16 protein-coding genes and 1 pseudogene are annotated in these 20,011 nt (G+C 68.4%); 11 read left to right on the top strand and 6 right to left on the bottom strand.

The genetic code is table 11. The features are described 5' to 3' along the window. Positions 1-3: 3 nt before the first annotated feature. Positions 4-1,500: pseudogene (locus AC1DTW_RS02035) on the bottom strand (aminotransferase class V-fold PLP-dependent enzyme); the annotation flags it as partial. A 124-nt stretch (positions 1,501-1,624) separates the two neighbouring features. On the opposite strand from AC1DTW_RS02035, the gene AC1DTW_RS02030 reads away from it, so the two are divergent. The 10 genes from AC1DTW_RS02030 to AC1DTW_RS01985 all read left to right on the top strand — a co-directional run bounded on the left by AC1DTW_RS02030 (position 1,625) and on the right by AC1DTW_RS01985 (position 12,590). Then, positions 1,625-2,104: an Lrp/AsnC family transcriptional regulator gene (locus AC1DTW_RS02030; RefSeq protein WP_477978609.1), complete on the top strand. Its 480-nt coding sequence runs from the start codon at positions 1,625-1,627 to the stop codon at positions 2,102-2,104. Positions 2,105-2,191: 87 nt separating this feature from the next. Further along, complete coding sequence (locus AC1DTW_RS02025) at positions 2,192-3,175, top strand: LysR family transcriptional regulator (protein WP_477978607.1); 984 nt, start codon at positions 2,192-2,194, stop codon at positions 3,173-3,175. Then, positions 3,172-4,671, top strand: coding sequence for a SidA/IucD/PvdA family monooxygenase (locus AC1DTW_RS02020; RefSeq protein WP_477978605.1), 1,500 nt, complete (start codon positions 3,172-3,174; stop codon positions 4,669-4,671). Before AC1DTW_RS02025 ends, AC1DTW_RS02020 begins: the two co-directional genes overlap by 4 nt. Next, the gene (locus AC1DTW_RS02015) at positions 4,668-5,642 is read left to right on the top strand and encodes an ABC transporter permease (protein WP_477978603.1); all 975 of its coding nucleotides are present in this window, start codon (positions 4,668-4,670) and stop codon (positions 5,640-5,642) included. Before AC1DTW_RS02020 ends, AC1DTW_RS02015 begins: the two co-directional genes overlap by 4 nt. Then, complete coding sequence (locus tag AC1DTW_RS02010; RefSeq protein ID WP_477978601.1) at positions 5,639-6,538, top strand: ABC transporter permease; 900 nt, start codon at positions 5,639-5,641, stop codon at positions 6,536-6,538. Before AC1DTW_RS02015 ends, AC1DTW_RS02010 begins: the two co-directional genes overlap by 4 nt. Then, positions 6,535-7,548, top strand: coding sequence for an ABC transporter ATP-binding protein (locus AC1DTW_RS02005; RefSeq protein ID WP_477978599.1), 1,014 nt, complete (start codon positions 6,535-6,537; stop codon positions 7,546-7,548). The genes AC1DTW_RS02010 and AC1DTW_RS02005 overlap by 4 nt, the downstream gene beginning before the upstream one ends. Further along, positions 7,545-8,561, top strand: coding sequence for an ABC transporter ATP-binding protein (locus tag AC1DTW_RS02000; protein WP_477978597.1), 1,017 nt, complete (start codon positions 7,545-7,547; stop codon positions 8,559-8,561). Before AC1DTW_RS02005 ends, AC1DTW_RS02000 begins: the two co-directional genes overlap by 4 nt. A gap of 25 nt (positions 8,562-8,586) precedes the next feature. After that, positions 8,587-10,158: an ABC transporter substrate-binding protein gene (locus AC1DTW_RS01995; protein WP_477978595.1), complete on the top strand. Its 1,572-nt coding sequence runs from the start codon at positions 8,587-8,589 to the stop codon at positions 10,156-10,158. 10 nt (positions 10,159-10,168) lie between these two features. Beyond that, positions 10,169-11,467, top strand: coding sequence for an acyl-CoA thioesterase/bile acid-CoA:amino acid N-acyltransferase family protein (locus AC1DTW_RS01990; RefSeq protein WP_477978593.1), 1,299 nt, complete (start codon positions 10,169-10,171; stop codon positions 11,465-11,467). A 10-nt stretch (positions 11,468-11,477) separates the two neighbouring features. Beyond that, on the top strand, positions 11,478-12,590 hold the full coding sequence (locus AC1DTW_RS01985) for a CMD domain-containing protein (protein WP_477978591.1): 1,113 nt from the start codon (positions 11,478-11,480) through the stop codon (positions 12,588-12,590). Positions 12,591-12,697: 107 nt separating this feature from the next. Here AC1DTW_RS01985 and AC1DTW_RS01980 read toward each other — a convergent pair whose 3' ends face one another. The 5 genes from AC1DTW_RS01980 to AC1DTW_RS01960 are packed head-to-tail and all read right to left on the bottom strand — an operon-like array spanning position 12,698 to position 18,684. Then, complete coding sequence (locus AC1DTW_RS01980; protein WP_477978589.1) at positions 12,698-12,922, bottom strand: formate dehydrogenase subunit delta; 225 nt, start codon at positions 12,920-12,922, stop codon at positions 12,698-12,700. A gap of 4 nt (positions 12,923-12,926) precedes the next feature. Beyond that, positions 12,927-13,763 (bottom strand): formate dehydrogenase accessory sulfurtransferase FdhD, encoded by an 837-nt coding sequence (gene fdhD / locus AC1DTW_RS01975; protein ID WP_477978587.1) that lies wholly within the window; start codon positions 13,761-13,763, stop codon positions 12,927-12,929. Beyond that, complete coding sequence (fdhF, locus tag AC1DTW_RS01970; RefSeq protein ID WP_477978585.1) at positions 13,760-16,624, bottom strand: formate dehydrogenase subunit alpha; 2,865 nt, start codon at positions 16,622-16,624, stop codon at positions 13,760-13,762. Before fdhF ends, fdhD begins: the two co-directional genes overlap by 4 nt. A 9-nt stretch (positions 16,625-16,633) precedes the next feature. Further along, positions 16,634-18,205 (bottom strand): formate dehydrogenase beta subunit, encoded by a 1,572-nt coding sequence (locus tag AC1DTW_RS01965; protein WP_477978583.1) that lies wholly within the window; start codon positions 18,203-18,205, stop codon positions 16,634-16,636. Then, complete coding sequence (locus AC1DTW_RS01960; protein WP_477978581.1) at positions 18,202-18,684, bottom strand: formate dehydrogenase subunit gamma; 483 nt, start codon at positions 18,682-18,684, stop codon at positions 18,202-18,204. Before AC1DTW_RS01960 ends, AC1DTW_RS01965 begins: the two co-directional genes overlap by 4 nt. Positions 18,685-18,819: 135 nt before the next feature. Here AC1DTW_RS01960 and AC1DTW_RS01955 point away from each other — a divergent pair, with 135 nt between their 5' ends. After that, positions 18,820-19,911, top strand: a complete 1,092-nt coding sequence (locus tag AC1DTW_RS01955; RefSeq protein WP_477978579.1) for a substrate-binding domain-containing protein — start codon at positions 18,820-18,822, stop codon at positions 19,909-19,911. Positions 19,912-20,011: the final 100 nt, after the last annotated feature.

Here is a 20,011-nt window from a genome sequence, read left to right as displayed (position 1 = left end):
AGGGGCGGCAAGCAGACCGCTTGCGAGATGCCAGGTGTGCTCGTGTCCTCGGTCGCGCATCGACGCTGCGGCCCGGCGGGCACGCTGGCCGCTTCGACAGACGAAGACCAGCGGCACACCACTGGCACGCAGCCACTCGGCGGCGTGTGCACTCAATCGTGCCATCGGCACGTTGAAGGCCGTTCGCCCGCCATGCTGGAATCCTCCGTCCGCGGCGCATTCGCGGGCTTCCCGAACGTCCACCAAAGTGGCATCCGGGTGCCAACGTAGGAAGGCGTCGAGCGCCGCGGTGTCAGGGATCGCGTGATCCGGGCCGAGCGGCTGCGCGGCAAACGCAGCGCCGCAGCGCGTGATGGCGTCGCAGGCGGCCGCTATCGTTGCCGTGTCCACGAGCGGGCCGAACGACATGCGGATCGCCGAGGCGCTGCGCGACCGTGGAAGGTGCATCGCCTCCAGCACATGGCTGGACGTGGCCTGACCCGACGAACAGGCGCTGCCCGCGCTGACGCGAATGCCGGCGGCGTCGAACAGCTGAAGCAGTTCGGGGCTGGCGTGGCCAGGCACCGAGAAGTTCAGCGTCGTCGGCAAGGCCTTGTCGAAAGGCGTGTTGAATTGCAGACCCAGGAAGGCAGCGCGCAGCGCGTCGGCCAACTGGTCGCGCATGGCTCTCAGCTCATCCGGATGGCGCAGCGTGCGGTCGCCTTCGAGCCCGTCCAGCACGGCGCCCAATGCGGCAACGCCGGCCATGTTCTCGGTACCTGAACGCCAGCCGGCTTCCTGTCCGCCGCCCACCATCAAGGGCGTGAAGGGCGACCCCGCGCGCACGTACAGCATGCCGATGCCCTTGGGGGCGTAGAGCTTGTGGCCGGAGAAGGGCGCGTAGTCGATGCGCGTGGCTGCCAAGTTCAGCGGCAGCTTGCCGAGCGCCTGCACGCCGTCGACCAGCCAGTAGGCTGGGCTGCAGGTCGCGGCCAGCGCGCCTTCGATGCCGGCGAGGTCGGAGATGACGCCGGTCTCGTTGTTGGCTGCCATCGTGCACACCAGCCCGCACTCGGGCGCGACGGCGTGCAAGTGGGACAGGTCATGCCGGCCGTCACCATCGACCGGCAGCTCGAGGATCTCGAGGTCCAGTCCGAGCAGGCGATTCCAGTGCGCGAGACTCTCGGGCACCGCTTTGTGTTCGGTCGCGCCGTGCAGCAGCCAGCGGCCGATGGGCTGTCCACGAGCACGGCGCTCGCGCAGCGCGACCAGCGCCGACAACACGGCAGTGTGGATGCCTTCGGTGGCGCCGCTGTTGAACATCAGGCGACCGTCTCCGGCACCGAGCACGCGCGCCGCCTTCGTCCGCACTGCCTCGAGCACGGCCTTCGCGCGCAGCCCTGCCTCGTGTGTGCTGCTGGGGTTCCCGAAGTCCTGCTCCATCACCTGCTTGGCGGCGTCTACCGCCGCCGCGAGCACGTGGTTGGTGGCATTGCTGTCGAGATAGATGTCGGTCGCCATGACGGGCAAGAAGGATTCTGTTCGGCAGCAGTGTGCATCGTCGTAGCGGTGAAGACATACCAAGTCAAACCTTGAATCGTCCACTGCATAGAATGAACGTTCCCCAAATGCTCTAATTGGTGGTATGAACTCACTCGACAAATTCGATCAAGCGATCCTCACCGCTCTGCAGGAGGACGGCGCGCTGTCGATCGCGGCGTTGAGCGAGCGCATAGGCTTGTCCACCACGCCGTGCTGGAAGCGCGTCAAGCGTCTCGAGGACGAAGGCTTCATCGAAAAGCGGGTCGCCATCGTCAACCGCAAGAAGGTCGGCCTCGGCGTCACCGTGTTCGTCAGCGTGCGCACGGGCCAGCACGACGAGAAGTGGTTGAAGAAGTTCGCCGCGGCGGTGGCGACGCTGCCCGAGGTGCTGGAGTTCCACCGCATGAGCGGCGACGTCGACTACCTGCTGAAGGTGGTCACGACCGATATCGACGGCTACGACGCCTTCTACAAGAAGCTGATCCGGGCGGCGCAGCTGACCGGCGTCTCGTCGGCGTTCTCGATGGAGCAGATCAAGTCTACGACGGCGCTGCCGCTGGGCGTCATTGGCCGGTCCCGCTGAGGCCGACCGCCAATAAGCTATCCAGCACAAAGTATTTGCAATTGGCATACTCCATGCATGATGATCCGCATCTTGCATGATTGAGTCATGGAACCGCGCCAACTTGAAGCCTTCGCCGCTGTGATGTCGACCGGAAGCGTCACCGGCGCGGCACGCTTGCTGGCGCGTTCGCAGCCGGCCATCACGCGCCTGGTGCAGGAGCTCGAAGCCGAGATCGGCTACGCCCTCTTCACGCGCCACGGCCCGCGCGTCACGCCCACGGCGCAGGGTTTTCTGCTGCATGAGGACGCCGAGCGCGCGCTCGCCGGGCTGCGACAGCTCCACCTCCGCGCGGCCGAGATCGCGCGTGGCGATGCGCCGCCCCTGCTGCTCGCAGCGACATCGGCGCTGGCGGTCGGTCTGCTGCCGCAGGCCTTGAAGCGCGTCGAAGCGCAGACGGGGCCGGCACCGATCCAGCTGCGCACCGGCGCGCCCGAGCAGGTGCTGCAGTCGGTGCTGACCGGTGCCGTGCAGCTCGGCGTTTGCAGCCTGCCACTGGCGCACCGCGGCCTGAAGGTGCACTGGATCGCGCAGCTGCCGTGCGTGGCGGTGCTGCCGCAGCGTGATCCGCTGGCCAAGCACGCGGTCGTGCCGCTGGCCGCACTGGCACAGCGGCGCATCGTCACGATGAGCAATCCGTTCCGTTTGCGCCACCGCCTCGATGCCGAACTGGCGCGCGCCGGCCGTGTATCCGATCGACACGCCGCGCTGATCGAGACGAACTCATCGACCAGCGCCCAGGCTCTGGTGCGCGCCGGCCTCGGTGTCGCGGTGCTGGAGCCGCTGACGGCGCACGGTACGCCGCTGGCCGGCCTGGTCGTGCGCCCCATTGATACCGACATCCCGTTTTTCTTCGGCGTCGTCACGCCGGAATCGCGGCCGCTGACCGACTCCGTGCAAGCGCTGGCCGATGCCTTGCTGCAAGCGGCCGCTGCGTTGCCGGGGTTCGTGCAGCGCGACTTGGCCGACCATGCGCGGCTGCTGGACGACGGCGCCGTCAAGCGCGCTGCTTCGCGGAAACCCATTCGATGAGCGAAGCACCGTCCGCCGGCCTGCCGGCGCTCGAAGCGCGGTTGCGCCAAGACCTGCAGTGGCTGGGCGTGCCGGCGCGGCGCTGGGTGCCGACAGCGCCGCGCTCCGAAGTGCCCGACGCGACCGAGGTGCTCGACGTGGCCATCGTCGGCGGTGGCATGGCCGGCCTCGCGTTGGCCGCGTCGCTCACGCACCTGGGTATCCAGGCACGCATCTTCGATCGCGCGCCCGCAGGTTTCGAAGGGCCGTGGGCCACCACCGCGCGCATGGAAACGCTGCGTTCGCCGAAAGAGCTGACCGGGCCGGCGCTGGGCTTGCCGGCGCTGACCTTTCGCGCCTGGTTCGAAGCCCAGTTCGGGCTTGCGGCCTGGGACGCGATGGACAAGATCCCGCGCCTGCAATGGGCCGACTACCTGCGCTGGTACCGGCAGGTGCTCGGTCTGGACGTGCGCAACCGCCAGCGCGTGCTCGCTGTGCGCCCGCGCGCCGATGGCCTGGTGCAGCTGGATTTGTCGGATGAGAACCGCGACGGACAGCCCTACCGGGTGCTGGCCCGTCATGTCGCGCTGGCCGCGGGCCGCGACGGCCTCGGTGGCCCGTGGGTGCCCGAATGGGCCCACGCACTGCCACGCGAACGCTGGAAGCACTCGTCCGACGAGTGGGAGGGCGCATCGCTGCGGGGTCTGCGTGTGGCCGTCATCGGCGGCGGCGCGTCGGCGATGGATGCCGCCGCCACCGCGCTGGAGAGCGGCGCCCGGCGTGTCGACCTGCTGATCCGCCGGCCCGACCTGCCGCGCATCAACAAGGGCAAGGGGGCCGGCAGTCCCGGCATGGCCCACGGCTTCTGGACCCTGCCTGACGAATGGAAGTGGCGCCTTCGTCACTACATCAACGTGCAGCAGGTGCCGCCACCGCACGGCAGCACGCTGCGCGTGTCGCGTCATGCGAACGCCTTCTTCCACCTCGGCGCGCCGGTGCGTTCGGCCGTGCTGCGCACCGACGGCGCGCTGCGTGTGGACACCGCGAAGGGGCCGCTGGCGACTGACATGCTGATCTTCTGCACCGGCTTTCGCACCGACTGGTCGCTCCGCCCCGAGTTCGCGCCGTTCGCACCGCATGTGCGGCTGTGGCAGGACCGCTTTACGCCGCCGGCCGGCGAAGAAGACGCCGAGCTCGCCACTTCGCCCGATCTCGGGCCGCTGTTCGAGTTCCAGGAAAAAACGCCGGGCGCCTGCCCGGGGCTGGACCGTGTGCACTGCTTCTGCTACCCCGCGGCGCTGTCGCATGGCGCGGCCACTGGCGACATTCCGCAGATCAGCGACGGTGCGCAGCGGCTGGCGCGTGGCCTGGCGGGGCGGTTGCTGTCCGAAGACGTGGCGCAGCACTTCGCGGCGATGGGCCGCTACGACGAGCCCGAGCTGATCGGCGACGAGTGGACGCTCGCGGCATTTCCGGCCTACGTGGCCTGCGATGACTGCAGCGAGGGCACCCGGTGACCGGCTGGCTGCTGCGCCGCCTCGCGCAGGCGGCGCTGGTCGTGCTGCTGATGACGGCGATCGTCTTCGTCGGCCTGCACGCGATCGGCAACCCGATCGACATCCTGATCGGCGAAGACCTGAACCAGCAGGAGCGGCTGCAGGCCATCGCTCGCCTCGGGCTCGACCAGCCGCTGTGGCGCCAGTACCTCGCCTTCGTCGACGGGGCGCTGCACGGCCAGCTCGGCAAGAGCTTCGTCTACCAGGAAGACGCGATCCGCCTGATCCTGCATCGTTTGCCCGCGACGATGGAACTCGCGGTCGGTGCGTTGCTGCTGGCAGTCGCGATCGGCGTGCCACTCGGGCTGTTCGCCGGCATGAAGCCCGACCACCCGCTGGCCAAGGCCCTGATGGCGGCGAGCATCGTCGGCTTCTCGCTGCCCGCGTTCTGGGTCGCACTGATGTTCATCATGGTCTTCAGCGTGCAGCTCGGCTGGCTGCCGGCCAGCGGCCGCGGTGCCACGCGCGAGCTGTTCGGCGTGCAGTGGTCGTGGCTCACGCTCGACGGCCTTCAGCATCTGATCCTGCCAGCGTTCAATCTTGCGCTGTTCAAGATCTCGCTGGTGCTGCGACTCACGCGCGCCGGCGTGCGCGAAGTACTGCCGCAGGAATTCGTCAAGTTCGCGCGCGCCAAAGGCTTGTCGCCGGCGCGCGTGGTGGGGGTGCACGTGCTGCGCAACACCTTGATCCCGCTCGTCACCGTGCTCGGCCTGGAACTGGGCTCGACGATCGCCTACGCGGTGGTGACCGAGACCATCTTCGCCTGGCCCGGCGCCGGCAAGCTGATCCTCGACAGCATCAACAGCCTCGACCGGCCGGTGGTCGTCGCCTACCTGATGGTGGTGGTGGTCATCTTCGTCACGCTGAACCTGGTGGTGGACCTGCTCTACAAGCTGCTCGACCCGCGCGTGCGGCTGGAGGGCGCGCGATGAACTGGCGCCCTCGCTTCGACGAGCACTCGATCTGGTGGCGCGTGGCCGCCGACTTCCTGCGTTCGCGCGTCGCCATCGCCGGGCTCGCAGTGCTGGCGCTGGTCGCGCTGGCCGCGATCGCGGCACCGTGGATCACGCCGCAGAACCCCTACGACCTGATGCAGCTCGACGTGCTGGACGCGCGCCTGAAGCCCGGCACGCCCAGCAGCGCCGCTGGCTACACCTACTGGCTCGGGACAGACGGCCAGGGCCGCGACCTCTATTCGGCCATCGTCTACGGGCTGCGCATCAGCCTGCTCGTCGGCATCGGCTCGGCGGCGATTGCGGCGGTGCTCGGCACCGGGATCGGCCTGCTCGCGGCCTACGCCGGCGGCAAGGTCGACGCGGCGCTGATGCGGCTGGTGGACCTGCTGTTGTCGTTCCCGACCATCCTGATGGCGCTGATGATCCTGGCCTATGTCGGCAAAGGCGTCGGCAACGTGGTGCTGACGCTGGTGCTGCTCGAATGGGCTTACTACGCGCGTACCGCACGCGGCCAGGCGCTGGTCGAAACGCGCCGCGACTACGTCGAAGCGGCGCGCGGGCAGGGGATCCCGCCGTGGCGCATTCTCAGCGGCCACATCCTGCCGAACTGCCTGCCGCCGCTGCTGGTGATCGGCGCGTTGCAGATCGCGCGCGCGATCACGCTCGAGGCGACGCTGTCGTTCCTCGGGCTGGGCGTGCCGATCACCGAGCCGTCGCTGGGGCTGCTGATCTCCAACGGCTACCAGTACCTGCTGTCGAACGAGTACTGGATCAGCTTCTTCCCCGGCGTGGCGCTGCTGACCACCATCGTCGCGATCAACCTGGTGGGCGACCAGCTGCGCGACGTGCTGAATCCAAGGCTGCAGCGATGACAGCAGACGCGCCCACGCTCGAACTGCGCAACCTGCAGACGCGCTTCCACACGCGCGACGGCGTGCTGCCGGTGGTCGACGGCGTGTCGTTCACGCTCCGTCGCGGCAAGGTGCTGGGGCTGGTCGGTGAATCGGGCTCGGGCAAGTCGGTGACCGGCTTCTCGATCATGGGGCTGGTCGACCCGCCGGGGCGCGTCGAAGGCGGCCAGGTGCTGTTCCAGGGCAGCGACCTGCTGCAGATGTCGAACGCCGAACGGCGCGCATTGCGCGGCGACCGCATCGCGATGATCTTCCAGGACCCGATGGCGACGCTGAACCCGGTGCTGCGGGTCGACACCCAGATGATCGAGACGGTGCTGGCGCACCGCAGCGTCTCGACGGCGGCCGCGCGCCGGCAGGCCGCCGACACGCTGGCGCTGATGGGCTTGTCCAATGCGGAAGAGCGGCTGCGTGCCTACCCACACCAGTTGTCGGGCGGCATGCGCCAGCGCGTCGCGATCGCGATCGCGCTGCTGCACGCGCCCGACCTGATCATTGCCGACGAGCCGACCACGGCGCTGGACGTGACGATCCAGGCGCAGATCCTGTCCGAGATGCAGAAGCTGGTGGCCGCGCGCGGCACCTCGCTGATCTGGATCAGCCATGACCTCTCGGTGGTGGCCGGCCTGGCCGACGAGATCGCGGTGATGTACGCGGGCCGGATCGTCGAGCACGGCACGGTCGACCAGGTGCTGGACAACCCGCAGCATCCGTACACGCAGGGCCTGATCGGCAGCCTGCCGAGCGCGAACACGCGAACCCAGCGCCGGGGCGCGCGGCTGCGTCAGATTCCCGGCATGGCGCCGAATCTGCTGCAGATGCCTGCCGGCTGTGCCTTTGCACCGCGCTGCGCGCGTGCCAGCGCGGCCTGCGCCACAAGACCTGAGATGAGCGCACCACGCGCCGATGTGCCGAGCCACCGCGTGCGCTGCGTTCACCCCGGCCCGGTGGCCGCGGAGGCCTCGGCATGAGCACCTCGACCGCGCTGCCTCTGGTCGACCTGCAAGGCGTCAGCAAGCGCTTCGGCGCGCAGCCGCCGCCGGGAGCCGTCGGAAAAGCCTTGCGACGACTCGGCTGGCGCAAACCACCGGTGGTGACGCACGCCGTCGATGGCGTGGACCTGGCCGTGCGCCCGGGCGAGGTTGTTGGCCTGGTCGGTGAATCCGGCTGCGGCAAGTCCACGCTGGGCCGCATCGCTGCGGGTTTGCTGGCGCCGTCAGAAGGCAGCGTGCAGGTCGACGGTCAGCCGCTGCAAGACCTGAACGCCGACGCGCGCCTCGCCGCGAGACTGCGCGTGCAGATGGTGTTCCAGGACCCGTTCGCGAGCCTGAACCCGCGCCTGCGCGTCTCGCGCATCGTCGGCGAAGCGGCGCGGCTGCATGGGCTGACCGACGCGGCGGGCGAGGACGACTACGTCAGCGCGCAGTTGCAGCGTGCCGGGCTCGACCCGGCGCTGCGCCACCGCTATCCGCACCAGTTCAGCGGCGGCCAGCGCCAGCGCATCGGCATCGCACGCGCGCTGGCGGTGCAGCCGAAGATGCTGGTGTGCGACGAAGCGGTGGCGGCGCTCGACGTGTCGATCCAGGCGCAGATCCTGAACCTGTTCATGGACCTGCGCGACGAGCTCGGCCTGGCCTATCTCTTCATCAGCCACGACCTCGGCGTGATCCGCCACCTGTGCGACCGCGTCGCCGTGATGTACCTCGGCCGAGTGGTGGAGAGTGCGCCCGTCGACGAACTCTTCGCGCGGCCCAACCACCCGTACACGCGCGCGCTGCTGGCCGAGATCCCGCGCATCGACCAGCGGCGCACGGCGTTCAACACCATCCGCGGCGAGATCCCCAGCCCGATCACGCCGCCGTCGGGCTGCCACTTCCACCCGCGCTGCCCGCAGGCCATGCCACGCTGCAGCAGCGAGGTGCCCACGCTGCGCGGCATCGCGATCCACCACGCCAGCGCCTGCCATCTCAACGATGCGGCCTGACCTCAATTCTTTGCAAGGACGTCCCATGAACTATCGCAAGCTTTTCGTGCTGGCCACCGGCCTGCTGGTCGCGGGCACCGCCGCGACCGCGCAGACGCTGTCGATCGGCTTTGCCGACCCGGTCTCGTCGGTCGACCCGGAGCTCAACAACCACGCCGGCGACCGCTCGCTCGCGCTGCACTTCTGGGACTCGATCATCAACTCGCGCGACGGCGGCAAGCTCGAGCCCGCGCTGGCGTCGAGCTGGAAGGCGCTCGACGATCGCACCTGGGAATTCAAGCTGCGCAGCGACGTCAAGTGGCAGGACGGCACGCCGTTCACCGCCGACGACATCGTGTTCTCGTTCCAGCGCGCCCGCAACGTGCCGGGCACGGTGGCGTCGTACACCGGCGCGCTGCGCACGGTCGAGTCGACGACCGCGAAGGACGCGCAGACCATCGTCATCAAGACCAACACGCCGAACCCGATGCTGCCGCTGGACATCGCGTCGATCTACATTGTCAGCAAGCACGTCGGCGAAAAGTCCAAGACCGAGGACTACAACGCCGGCCGCGCGGTGATCGGCACCGGCCCGTACAAGTTCGTCTCGTACAGCCCTGGCGACCGCACGGTGTTCGAACGCAGCTCGACCTACTACGGCCCGAAGCCGCTGTGGGACAAGGTCAACTACCGCTTCATCAACAACGGCGCCGCACGCACCGCGGCGCTGCTGGCCGGCGACGTCGACGTGATCGACAAGGTCGCGGTGACCGACGTCGACAAGCTCCGCAAGACGCCGTCGGTCAGCGTCTACACCTACCCCGGCCTGCGCGTGCTGCTGCTGCAGCCGAGCCATCGGTCGGGGCCGAACGAGTTCATCACCGACAACGCCGGCAAGCCGCTGGCGAAGAACCCGCTGCAGGACCTGCGCGTGCGCCTGGCGCTGTCGCTGGCGATCAACCGCAAGGCGATCGCCGACCGTGTGCTGCAAGGCACCGTGACCGAAGCCAACCAGTGGATGCCCAAGAACACCTTCGGCTACAACCCGGAGGTCAAGGACATTCCGTACAACCCCGATCAGGCAAAGAAGCTGCTGGCCGACGCCGGCTTTGCGCAGGGCTTCCAGCTCAGCATCCACGTGCCCGGTGACCGCTACCCGCAGGCGCCGGAGACGGTGCAGGCGGTGGCCCAGTTCTGGACCCGCATCGGCGTGAAAACCAAAGTCGAGGTCGTGCCCTGGTCGGTGTATTCGAGCCGCGCCACGAAGAACGACTACGCCGTCAGCGTGATCGCGTGGGGCAACGGCACCGGCGAGGCCGGCTACGGTCTGCTGCAGACGCTGGCCACCAACGACGCCAAGCGCGGCCGCGGCGCCAACAACTGGGGGCGCTACAGCAACGAGTCGGTCGACAGGGCGCTGGACGCGGCGACGGTGGAGTTCGACGCGCCGCGACGCGAAGCAATGTTCCGGCATGCCGTGAAGCTGGTGACCGATGACGTGGGCCACATCCCGCTCTTTCACTACCAGAACATCTGGGCTGCGAAGAAGGGCTTGAAGGTCGTGCCGCTGCTGAGCGATCGCACATCGGCGATGCAGGTGGCCCCGGTTGGCAAGTGAGGCCGCAGCGATGCTGCGGGTCACGCCCGAAGACGCACTGATCGACGTGCCGCGCCGCATCGCGGTGACGGCGCTGTCGCCCGGCGAAGAGGTCGTGCTGCACGCCCGCACCGTGCGTGGGCCGGGGGTGGTCTGGCGATCGGCCGCAGTCTTTCGCGCGGATGGCCACGGTGAGGTCGACCTCGAGCGCGACGCTCCAGTTGACGGCAGCTACGCCGGCGTGTCGGCGATGGGCCTGATCTGGTCGCAGGAGCCCGAGCAGGCCGGCGCACCACGCGACGTGTTCGCCGCCGAACCTGCGGCGCTCTTGAGCACCGAGATCACGGTTCAGCGTCATGGATCACTGCCGCTGCACGGTCGTCTCCTGCAGCGCCTCGCAGGCCCCGGCGTGACGCGCCGCGAGCTCCGCGAGGACGGCCTCGTCGGCACGCTGTTCCAGCCCCCGGACCGCGCCGACGGGCGTGCGCACCCCGCCATCCTGGTGCTCAACGGCTCGGGCGGCGGCATCAACGAGCCGCGCGCCGCGCTCTATGCGTCACACGGTTATGCGGCGCTCGCGCTGGGCTATTTCAAGGCGCAGGGGCTGCCGGACTACATCTCGAACACGCCGCTCGAGTATTGCGAGGGCGCGCTCGCGTGGCTGCACGGCACGCTGCGGCCGTGGCAGGGCTTCGTCGCGGTGAGCGGCCAGTCGCGCGGCGGCGAACTGGCGCTGCTGCTGGGGTCGACGTTCCCGCAGTTCGTGTCGGCGGTGATCGGCTACGTGCCCGCGGCGCTGGTGCACAGCGCGCAGAACGCCTGCGACCCGAAGACCGGCCGCGAAGGCCCGGCGTGGATCTTTCGTGGCCGGCCGCTGCCGCACCTGTGGCAAGACAATCGCACGGCCACCTGGGCACCGTGGGACGGTGGCCCATCGCCGCGCCGTCACGCCGACGCCCTCTTGACCGCGCTGCAAGACACCGATGCGGTCGAGCGTGCGCGCATCCGCGTCGAGAATATCCGCGGCCCGGTGCTGCTGCTGTCGGCCACCGACGATGGCTCGTGGCCCTCGAGCGTCTACGGCCGCATGGTCGTCGAGCGGCTGGCCCGCTTCCAGCGTCCGTTTGGGGTCGAGCACCTGGACTTCGAAGGGGCAGGGCATTCGATCGTCTTTCCCTACGTCCCGACCACGCAACTCGTCTACGCCCACCCGGTGTCCGGCCGGCTCAGTACCACGGGCGGCACGCCGGCTGCGAACGCGCAGGCCGACGAAGCCTCGTGGGCGGGGGTGCTGCACTTCCTCGATAGAGCACTCGATCAAACACCTTGAAAGCACTGCCATGTCCGATGTCATCGACGCCCTCGTGCCGCTCCACGCTGCCAGCCCGCTGCATGCCGTTCGCCACCAGCGCGAGAAGGTCGTGGCGGCGACGCAGGGCAGCTACGACGCGATCTTCGACCCGGCGCTGCCCGGATTGTCGATGGCCGAGCGCCTGCTAGCAGCGCAAACCGTCGCGCGCCTGTCGGGCAGCACGGTGCTGCAGGTCCACTATCGCGATCGCCTCGATCGCCTGCCCGCAACGCCACCGGGTGGTGAGCGTGTGCAGGCCATCCTCGCGTTCGCCGAGGTGCTCACCGAGCATCCGGTGGAAGGCGACCGCATCGCGTTGCAGAAGCTGCCGGCGGCCGGTCTCAGCACGCCCGAGGTCATCACGCTGGCGCAACTGATCGCGTTCGTCGCCTATCAGGTGCGCGTGGTCGCTGGCTTGCAGGCGATGGCTGCGATGGACCCCGCCGACGCCGCGGCCGCGCAGACGCAGTCCGACGAAACGGCGGCGCCCTTCGTCCACCCTGCCAACCTGCCACAGCCCGGCGAGCCCGTGCGCGTGAATGGCTACACCAGCGAAACCCTCGGGTGGAAGGCCTGGCTGCCGGTGGTCGACCTCGTGTCGGCCACGCCCGAACAACTGGCCGTGCTGGAGAGCAGTCACCCGAAGGCGAAGACCTCGGACTACTACCGCGTGCTGGTGCACCAGCCGCGCATCCTGCATGAGCGATCGGTGGTCTTCAACGCCATCATGTATGCGCCCGGCGGGCTGTCGCGCGCCGAGCGCGAACTGGCCAGCGCGGCGGTCTCGCGCGTCAACGGCTGTGTCTACTGCGCATCGGTGCATGCACAGCGCTTCGAGCAACTGACCAAGCGCAACGACGTGATCGTGCAGCTCTTCACCGAGCCGCAAGGCGCCGGCACCAACGCCCGCGAGCGCGCCGTCGTGCAACTGTCGACCGACCTGACGCGGGCGCCGGCGCGGTTCGACGCGTCGCAGTTGCAGGCCGTTCGCGCCGCGGGCCTGACGCCACTCGAGGTGTTGGACCTCGTGCATGCGGCGGCGATCTTTGCCTGGGCCAACCGCTTGATGCTGAACCTGGGAGAGCCGGTCTTTCCGGCATGACTTTCCAATGGCTGCGTTCGTGAGACTGTGTCCGATCAACTCTGGTGCCAGGGCGCAGGAGTGCGATCGACCTCTCAGGACGGACAGGGGGACAGCCGTGTCGGAGCTCAGTTGAACAACGCTCGGTGGCGTTGGAGCGCATCGACGACGAGCTCGTCGACACCTTCGCCGTGGCGCACTTCCAGATGCTCGAACAGCTGCTGCCGCATGCGCGGCTCCCAGAATCGTCGCACGTGCTGGGCCAAGTCGCGCATCGCTTCCTCGCGGTCCGGCATGGCAGCGAAGAACGCACCGATGCGGTTGACCATGCGGACCAGGTTGTCGTTGTTCATGGGTTCAGCTCATCATGGTGCCGAGAACGACGTGATCGGCCCCGACATAGACGACCAGATCGTCGCCGCGCACCAGGCCGACCAGGCCCATGCCGGCGGCTCGTGCCGTTTCGACGGCCAGCAGCGTCGGTGCCGACACCGCCGCGAGCAGCGAAACGCCGGCGACGGCGGCCTTCTGGACCATCTCGATGCTGGCGCGGCTGGTCACGGCAATGAACCCGTCGGTAGCGGCGATGCTTGCGCCGGCGAGCGCACCGATCAGCTTGTCGAGCGCGTTGTGACGGCCGACGTCCTCACGCAGCATCTGCACCGCGCCGTCGGCGCCGCACCAGGCTGCGGCGTGCACCGAGCCCGTCGCCTGGTTCAGGTGCTGGCGCGCGTGCATTCCACGCATCGCATCGGCGATGGCGCGCGACTGCACCGGCATGCCCGCTGCCACCGGCCGCACCGGGCGCAGCACCTGATCCAGGCTCTCGGTGCCGCACACGCCGCAGCCGGTGCGGCCCGCCAGCGTGCGACGCCGCTGCTTCAGACTAGCGAAGCTGCGCGCCGACACCTCCATGCGGACGGTGATGCCTTGCGCCGACGTGCTCGCGTCGCAGCCGTAGAGATCGGCGGCACTCGCGAAGATGCCCTCGCTCAGGCCGAAGCCGAGCGCGAAGTCCTCGAGGTCGGCCGGGGTCGCCAGCATCACCGCGTGCGAGATGCCGTTGAACTCGAGCGCGACCGGCACTTCCTCCGTGAGCCAGTCGTCGGCCTCGCTGCGCGCACCGTCACGCCAGCGCACGACCGGGGCCACGCGTGCGCCGCCGACAGGCATGTCGAAGTTGTCGCGCTTCATTTGCCGCCCACCACTTCGGCCGCGTGACGCAGGCCGAGCAACTCGGCCTGCACCTTGTCGAAGCGGCTGAACTCCCGCTGCCATTCCGACGGCTGCGAGACCGGCATCACCTGCACCGCGGTCACCTTGTACTCGGGGCAGTTGGTGGCCCAGTCGGAGTTGTCGGTCGTGATCACGTTCGCGCCCGACTCGGGGAAGTGGAAGGTCGTGTAGACCACGCCCGGCTGCATGCGATCGCTGACGATCGCGCGCAGCACGGTGTCGCCAGCGCGGCTCTGGATGCCGACCCAGTCGCCATCGTGGATGCCGCGATCTTCGGCATCGTGCGGGTGGATCTCGAGCCGGTCCTCGCTGTGCCACTGGTTGTTCTCGGTGCGCCGCGTCTGCGCGCCGACGTTGTACTGCGACAGGATGCGCCCGGTCGTCAGGATCAGCGGGAACTTGCGCGTCACCTTCTCGTCGCTCGCGACGTACTGCGTGATGATGAACTTGCCCTTGCCGCGCACGAACTGGTCGATGTGCATCGTCGGCGTGCCGTTCGGCGCTGCCGCATTGCACGGCCACTGCACGCTACCGAGTTCGTCGATGAGCTTGTAGCTGACGCCCGAGAACGTGGGCGTCAGCGCCGCGATCTCGGCCATGATCTCTTCCGGGTGCTTGTAGTTCATCGGGTAGCCGAGCGCGTTCGACAGCAGCATCGTGACTTCCCAGTCGGCGTACTGCGCCTTCGGCGGCATCACCTTGCGCACCCGCGAGATGCGGCGCTCGGCGTTCGTGAAGGTGCCGTCCTTCTCGAGGAACGACGACCCTGGCAGGAACACATGCGCGTACTTCGCGGTCTCGTTCAGGAACAAATCCTGCACGACGATGCATTCCATCGCCTCGAGCGCATGCGCGACGTGCTGCGTGTCCGGGTCGGACTGCACGATGTCCTCGCCCTCGCAGTAGAGGCCCATGAAGCTGCCGTCGATCGCGGCGTCGAACATGTTCGGGATGCGCAGCCCCGGCTCGCTTTGCAGCGTCACACCCCAGGCGGCCTCGAACTCGTTGCGCACCGTGGTGTCGGAGACATGCCGGTAGCCGGGAAGCTCGTGCGGGAACGAGCCGATGTCGCACGAGCCCTGCACGTTGTTCTGGCCGCGCAGCGGGTTCACGCCCACGCCTTCGCGGCCGACGTTGCCGGTCGCCATCGCGAGGTTCGCGATGCCCATCACGGTGGTCGAACCTTGGCTGTGTTCGGTGACGCCCAGGCCGTAGTAGATGGCGGCGTTGCCGCCGGTGGCGTAGAGGCGGGCGGCGGCGCGCATGTCGGCCGCCGGAACGCCGGTGGTGGCTTCGGTCGCTTCCGGCGAGTTCTCGGGGCGGCTCACGAACTCGCGCCACTCGTTGAACGACTTGTCGTCGCAACGCTCGGCGACGTACTGCTCGGCCAGCAGCCCTTCGGTGACGATGGTGTGCGCGAGCGCGGTGACGACGGCCACGTTGGTGCCCGGCCGCAGCTGCAGGTGGTATTCGGCCTTGATGTGCGGCGACCTGACGATGTCGATCTTGCGCGGGTCGATCACGATCAGCTTCGCACCCTCGCGCAGCCGCTTCTTCATGCGCGAGGCGAACACCGGGTGGCCGTCGGTCGGGTTCGCGCCCATCACCAGGATCACGTCGGCCTTCTCGACCGACTTGAAGGTCTGCGTGCCGGCCGATTCGCCCAGCGTCTGCTTCAGGCCGTAGCCGGTCGGCGAGTGGCACACGCGGGCGCAGGTGTCGACGTTGTTGTTGCCGAACGCGGCGCGCACCAGCTTCTGGACCAGGTAGCCCTCTTCGTTGGTGCAGCGCGACGAGACGATGCCGCCGATCGAGTCGCGGCCGTGCTTGGCCTGGATGCGCCTGAACTCGCCGGCGGCGTAGCCGATCGCCTCTTCCCAGCTGACGGCCTGCCACGGGTCGGTGATCTTCTTGCGGATCATCGGCGTGGTGATGCGGTCCTGGTGCGTCGCGTAGCCCCAGGCAAAGCGGCCCTTCACGCAGCTGTGGCCTTCGTTCGCAGCGCCGTCCTTCCACGGCACCATGCGCACGACCTCGTTGCCCTTCATCTCGGCCTTGAAGCCGCAGCCGACGCCGCAATAGGCGCAGGTCGTGATCTTGCTGTGCTCGGGCTGGCCGAGCCAGATCACCGATTTCTCTTGCAGCGTGGCGGTCGGGCAGGCCTCGACGCAGGCGCCGCAGCTGACGCACTCGCTTTCCATGAACGGCTCGTCCATGCCCGGCGACACGCGTGACTCGAAGCCTCGGCCCGAGATCGTCAGTGCGAACGTGCCTTGCGTTTCCTCGCAAGCGCGCACGCAGCGGTTGCAGACGATGCACTTGCTCGCGTCGTAGGTGAAGTACGGGTTCGATTCGTCCTTCTCGCTCTTCAAGTGGTTGGCGCCGTCGAAGCCGTAGCGCACATTGCGCAGGCCGGTGACGCCGGCCATGTCCTGCAGCTCGCAGTTGCCGTTCGCGCTGCAGGTCAGGCAGTCGAGCGGGTGATCGGAGATGTAGAGCTCCATCACGCCCTTGCGCAGCTCCTGCAGCTTCGGACTCTGCGTGCGCACCTTCATGCCGGTTTCGGCCGGCGTGGTGCACGACGCCGGGAAGCCCTTGCGGCCGTCGATCTCGACCAGGCACAGGCGGCACGAGCCGAACGGCTCCAGACTGTCGGTCGCGCACAGCTTGGGCACCTGGATGCCGGCGTCGACTGCGGCGCGCATCAGCGACGTGCCCTTGGGAACCGTCACCAGGTTGCCGTCGATCTCGAGCGTGACCTCTTGTGCTGACTCGCGCTTCGGCGTGCCGAAGTCGCTGACCTTCAGATGTTCGAGCATGGCGTTCTCCTAAGCGGCCTCGCGGTCTGGTGTGGCAAGACCGAAGTCCTGCGGGAAGTGATTGAGCGCGGACAGCACCGGGTACGGCGTCATGCCGCCCATCGCGCACAGACTGCCGTGGACCATCGTGTCGCAGAGGTCGCGCAGCAGCTGCACCTGCTGAGGCTTGTTGGTCTTGGGTGATGGGGGCGCGATGATCTTGTCGATGACTTCGACCCCGCGCGTCGAGCCGATGCGGCACGGCGTGCACTTGCCGCAGGACTCGATCGCGCAAAATTCCATCGCGTAGCGGGCGAGCTTCGAGAGGTCCGCCGTGTCGTCGTGCACCACGATGCCGCCATGGCCGACGACCGCGCCGACGGCCGCGTAGGCCTCGTAGTCCAGCGGCAGGTCCCACTGCGATTCGGGCAGGTAGGTGCCCAGCGGGCCGCCGACCTGCGCGGTCTTGATCGGCCGGCCGGTGGCGCTGCCGCCGCCGAAGTCGAACATCAGTTCGCGCAATGTCACGCCGAAGGCCTTCTCGACCAGGCCGCCGTGCTTGATGTTGCCGGCGAGCTGCATCGGCAGCGTGCCGCGCGAGCGGCCGACACCGTGGTCGCGGTAGAACGCCGCGCCGCGCGCCAGGATCAGCGGCACGCTGGCGAAGCTGATGACGTTGTTGATCACGGTCGGTTGGCCGAACAGCCCCTCGATCGCCGGCAGCGGCGGCTTCGCGCGCACGATGCCGCGCTTGCCTTCGAGGCTCTCGAGCATCGCGGTTTCTTCGCCGCAGACGTAGGCGCCGGCGGCCTTGCGGATCGTCAGGTGGAAGGCGCGGCCGGAGCCGAGCACATCCTCGCCGAGGAAGCCTGCAGCCGTGGCACGAACGACCGCCTCGTTCATCGTCGCGACCGCATCCGGATACTCGCTGCGTATGTAGACATAGCCGCGCGTCGCGCCGACCGCCATCGCGGCGATCGTCATGCCTTCGATCAGCATGAACGGGTCGCCTTCCATCGTCATGCGGTCCGAGAAGGTCCCCGAGTCGCCTTCGTCGGCGTTGCAGACGATGTACTTCTGTGCAGACGGTGCGGCCGCGACCGTCTTCCACTTGATGCCGGTCGGAAAGGCCGCGCCGCCGCGGCCGCGCAGGCCGGAATCGAGCACCTGCTGGACGATGGCCTCGGGCTGCAGCGCCAGTGCGGCGCGCAGGCCTGCATGGCCTTGGTTCGCCTCGTAGTCGGCGATCGAGAGCGGGTCGGTGATGCCCATGCGGGCGAAGGTCAGGCGCTCCTGCTTCGCGAGATACGGGATCTGCTCGGTGACGCCGTGGCACAGCGCATGCGCCGCGCCGCTCAGCAGGCCGGCGTCGAGCAGCGCCGGCACATCATCGACTTCGACCGGTCCGTAGGCGATGCGGCCCTGCGGTGTGGCCACCTCGACCAGCGTCTCCAGCCAGAACATGCCGCGCGAGCCATTGCGCACCAGGTTCAGTCCGAGCCCGCGACGCGTGCACTCGGCCTGCAGCGCGGCTGCGACCTCGTCGGCGCCGACCGCGAGCGCGGCCGAGTCGCGCGGCACGTAGACGGTGACCGCATTCATGGCTGGTCTCCGAGGGCGTTGATGACACTGTCGAACTTGGCCGCCGTCACGCGCGCAAGCAGCTTGTTGTCCACCACCATGGCCGGCGACGACGCGCACAGCCCGAGGCAGTAGACGGGGTTCAGCGTGTAGCGGCCATCGGCGCTGGTGCTGCCGTGTCCGCCATGCGTGAGGCAGCCCAGCGTCCGTTCAGCGTGCGCCATCAGCGCGTCGGCGCCCATGGCCTGACAGGCCTCGGCGCGGCAGACCTGCACCACGTGCCGGCCCGGCGCCTCGGCGCGGAAGTGGTGGTAGTAGGTGACCACGCCATGCACCTCGGCGCGCGACAGGTTCAGGCCATCGGCGATTTGCGGCACGACCTCGCGCGGGATGTGGCCCAGTTCGTCTTGCACGTCGTGCAGGATCGGCAGCAGAGCGCCGGGCTCGCCGGCGTGCCGGGCCAGCACGGCTTGCGTCACGTTCGCGGGGGTCGGGATCATCGGCGGTCTCCATATAGGTGCTCGTCGACATAAGCGCTCCGAGCATACGGACACTGTAGGAACACCGCTAACATCCCGCAATATGATCGGATCGGTCGACGTCATAGGCGTTGGCCGACATAAGCAAGAACCCTTGTGCATCAGGTCAACATCAAACCCCAATGGACGATCGCGCGGCCCGACGGCGGTGCGCTGGCCGAGCGCACCGTCGCGCTGCTGGTCAGCGTGGCCGAGCACGGCAGCTTGCTGAAAGCGTGTCAGGCGATGCAGGTGTCGTATCGCCACGCCTGGCAGCTGATCCGCCAGGGCGAGGAGCTTCTCGGTGCGTCGCTGTTGCACATGGAGCGCGGCAAGGGTTCATCGCTGAGCCCGCTGGCCGAGAAGCTGGTGTGGGCCGATCGACGCATCGCGGCGCGGCTGTCGCCGATGCTGGACTCGCTGGCGTCCGAGCTTCAGGCCGAGATCGACCGCGTGCTGACGAGCGTGCCGCCGCTGCTGCGAATCCACGCCAGCCACGGTTTCGCGATCGAGGCACTGCACGATGCGCTGGGGCGCGCCGGCATCGTCACCGAACTGCGCTACTGCGGCAGCACCGAGGCGGTGGCCTCGCTGAACATGGGCGGTTGCGAGATCGCGGGCTTTCACGTGCCGATCGGCGAGTTCGAGGCCGAGGCGGTCGCGCACTACGCGCAGTGGCTGAAGCCGGCGTCGCAGAAGGTGATCGGCATTGCAACGCGCCGGCTCGGCTTGATGGTGGCCCGGGGCGACCCGAAGAAGGTCTATGGCATCAAGGATTTGGCGCGCGCCGACCTGCGCTTCATCAACCGCCAGTCGGGTTCGGGCACGCGCTTCCTGCTCGACCTGCTCCTGCGCAAGGAGGGCGTCGACCCCGCGCGCGTGCACGGCTACGAACAGTGCGAGTTGACGCACGCGGCGGTCGCTGCCTACGTGGCCAGCGGCATGGCCGACGTGGGCTTTGGCGTCGAGACGCCGGCACGCCAGTTCAAGCTCGACTTCGTGCCGATCCAGACCGAGCGCTACTTCCTTCTGTGCGAGGAGCGCTCGCTCGAAGCCCCTGTCGTGCGCGAGATGCTGGCGATCATCCAGGGCGACGAGTTCAAGCGCACGGTGAACCGGCTGCCGGGCTACCAGGCGACTGAATCGACCGGCGTGGTCGCCGATCCGAGGTCGACGTTTCCAACCCTGAAGGGACGCAAGAAGCGCTAGTTTGCAAGTCGGCTCGCAACTCGCAGCGAATGACGGTTTTGGGGCCGGGAGACAGTGGCGTAGTTCGGCCGGTTTGGGTCGACTGCGGGTGCTGGACTTT

This window comes from Rhizobacter sp. P5_A1 (genome assembly GCF_056400745.1).
Note: the sequence above shows the minus strand (reverse complement) of the source record. Positions and strands in the feature narration are given on the sequence as shown.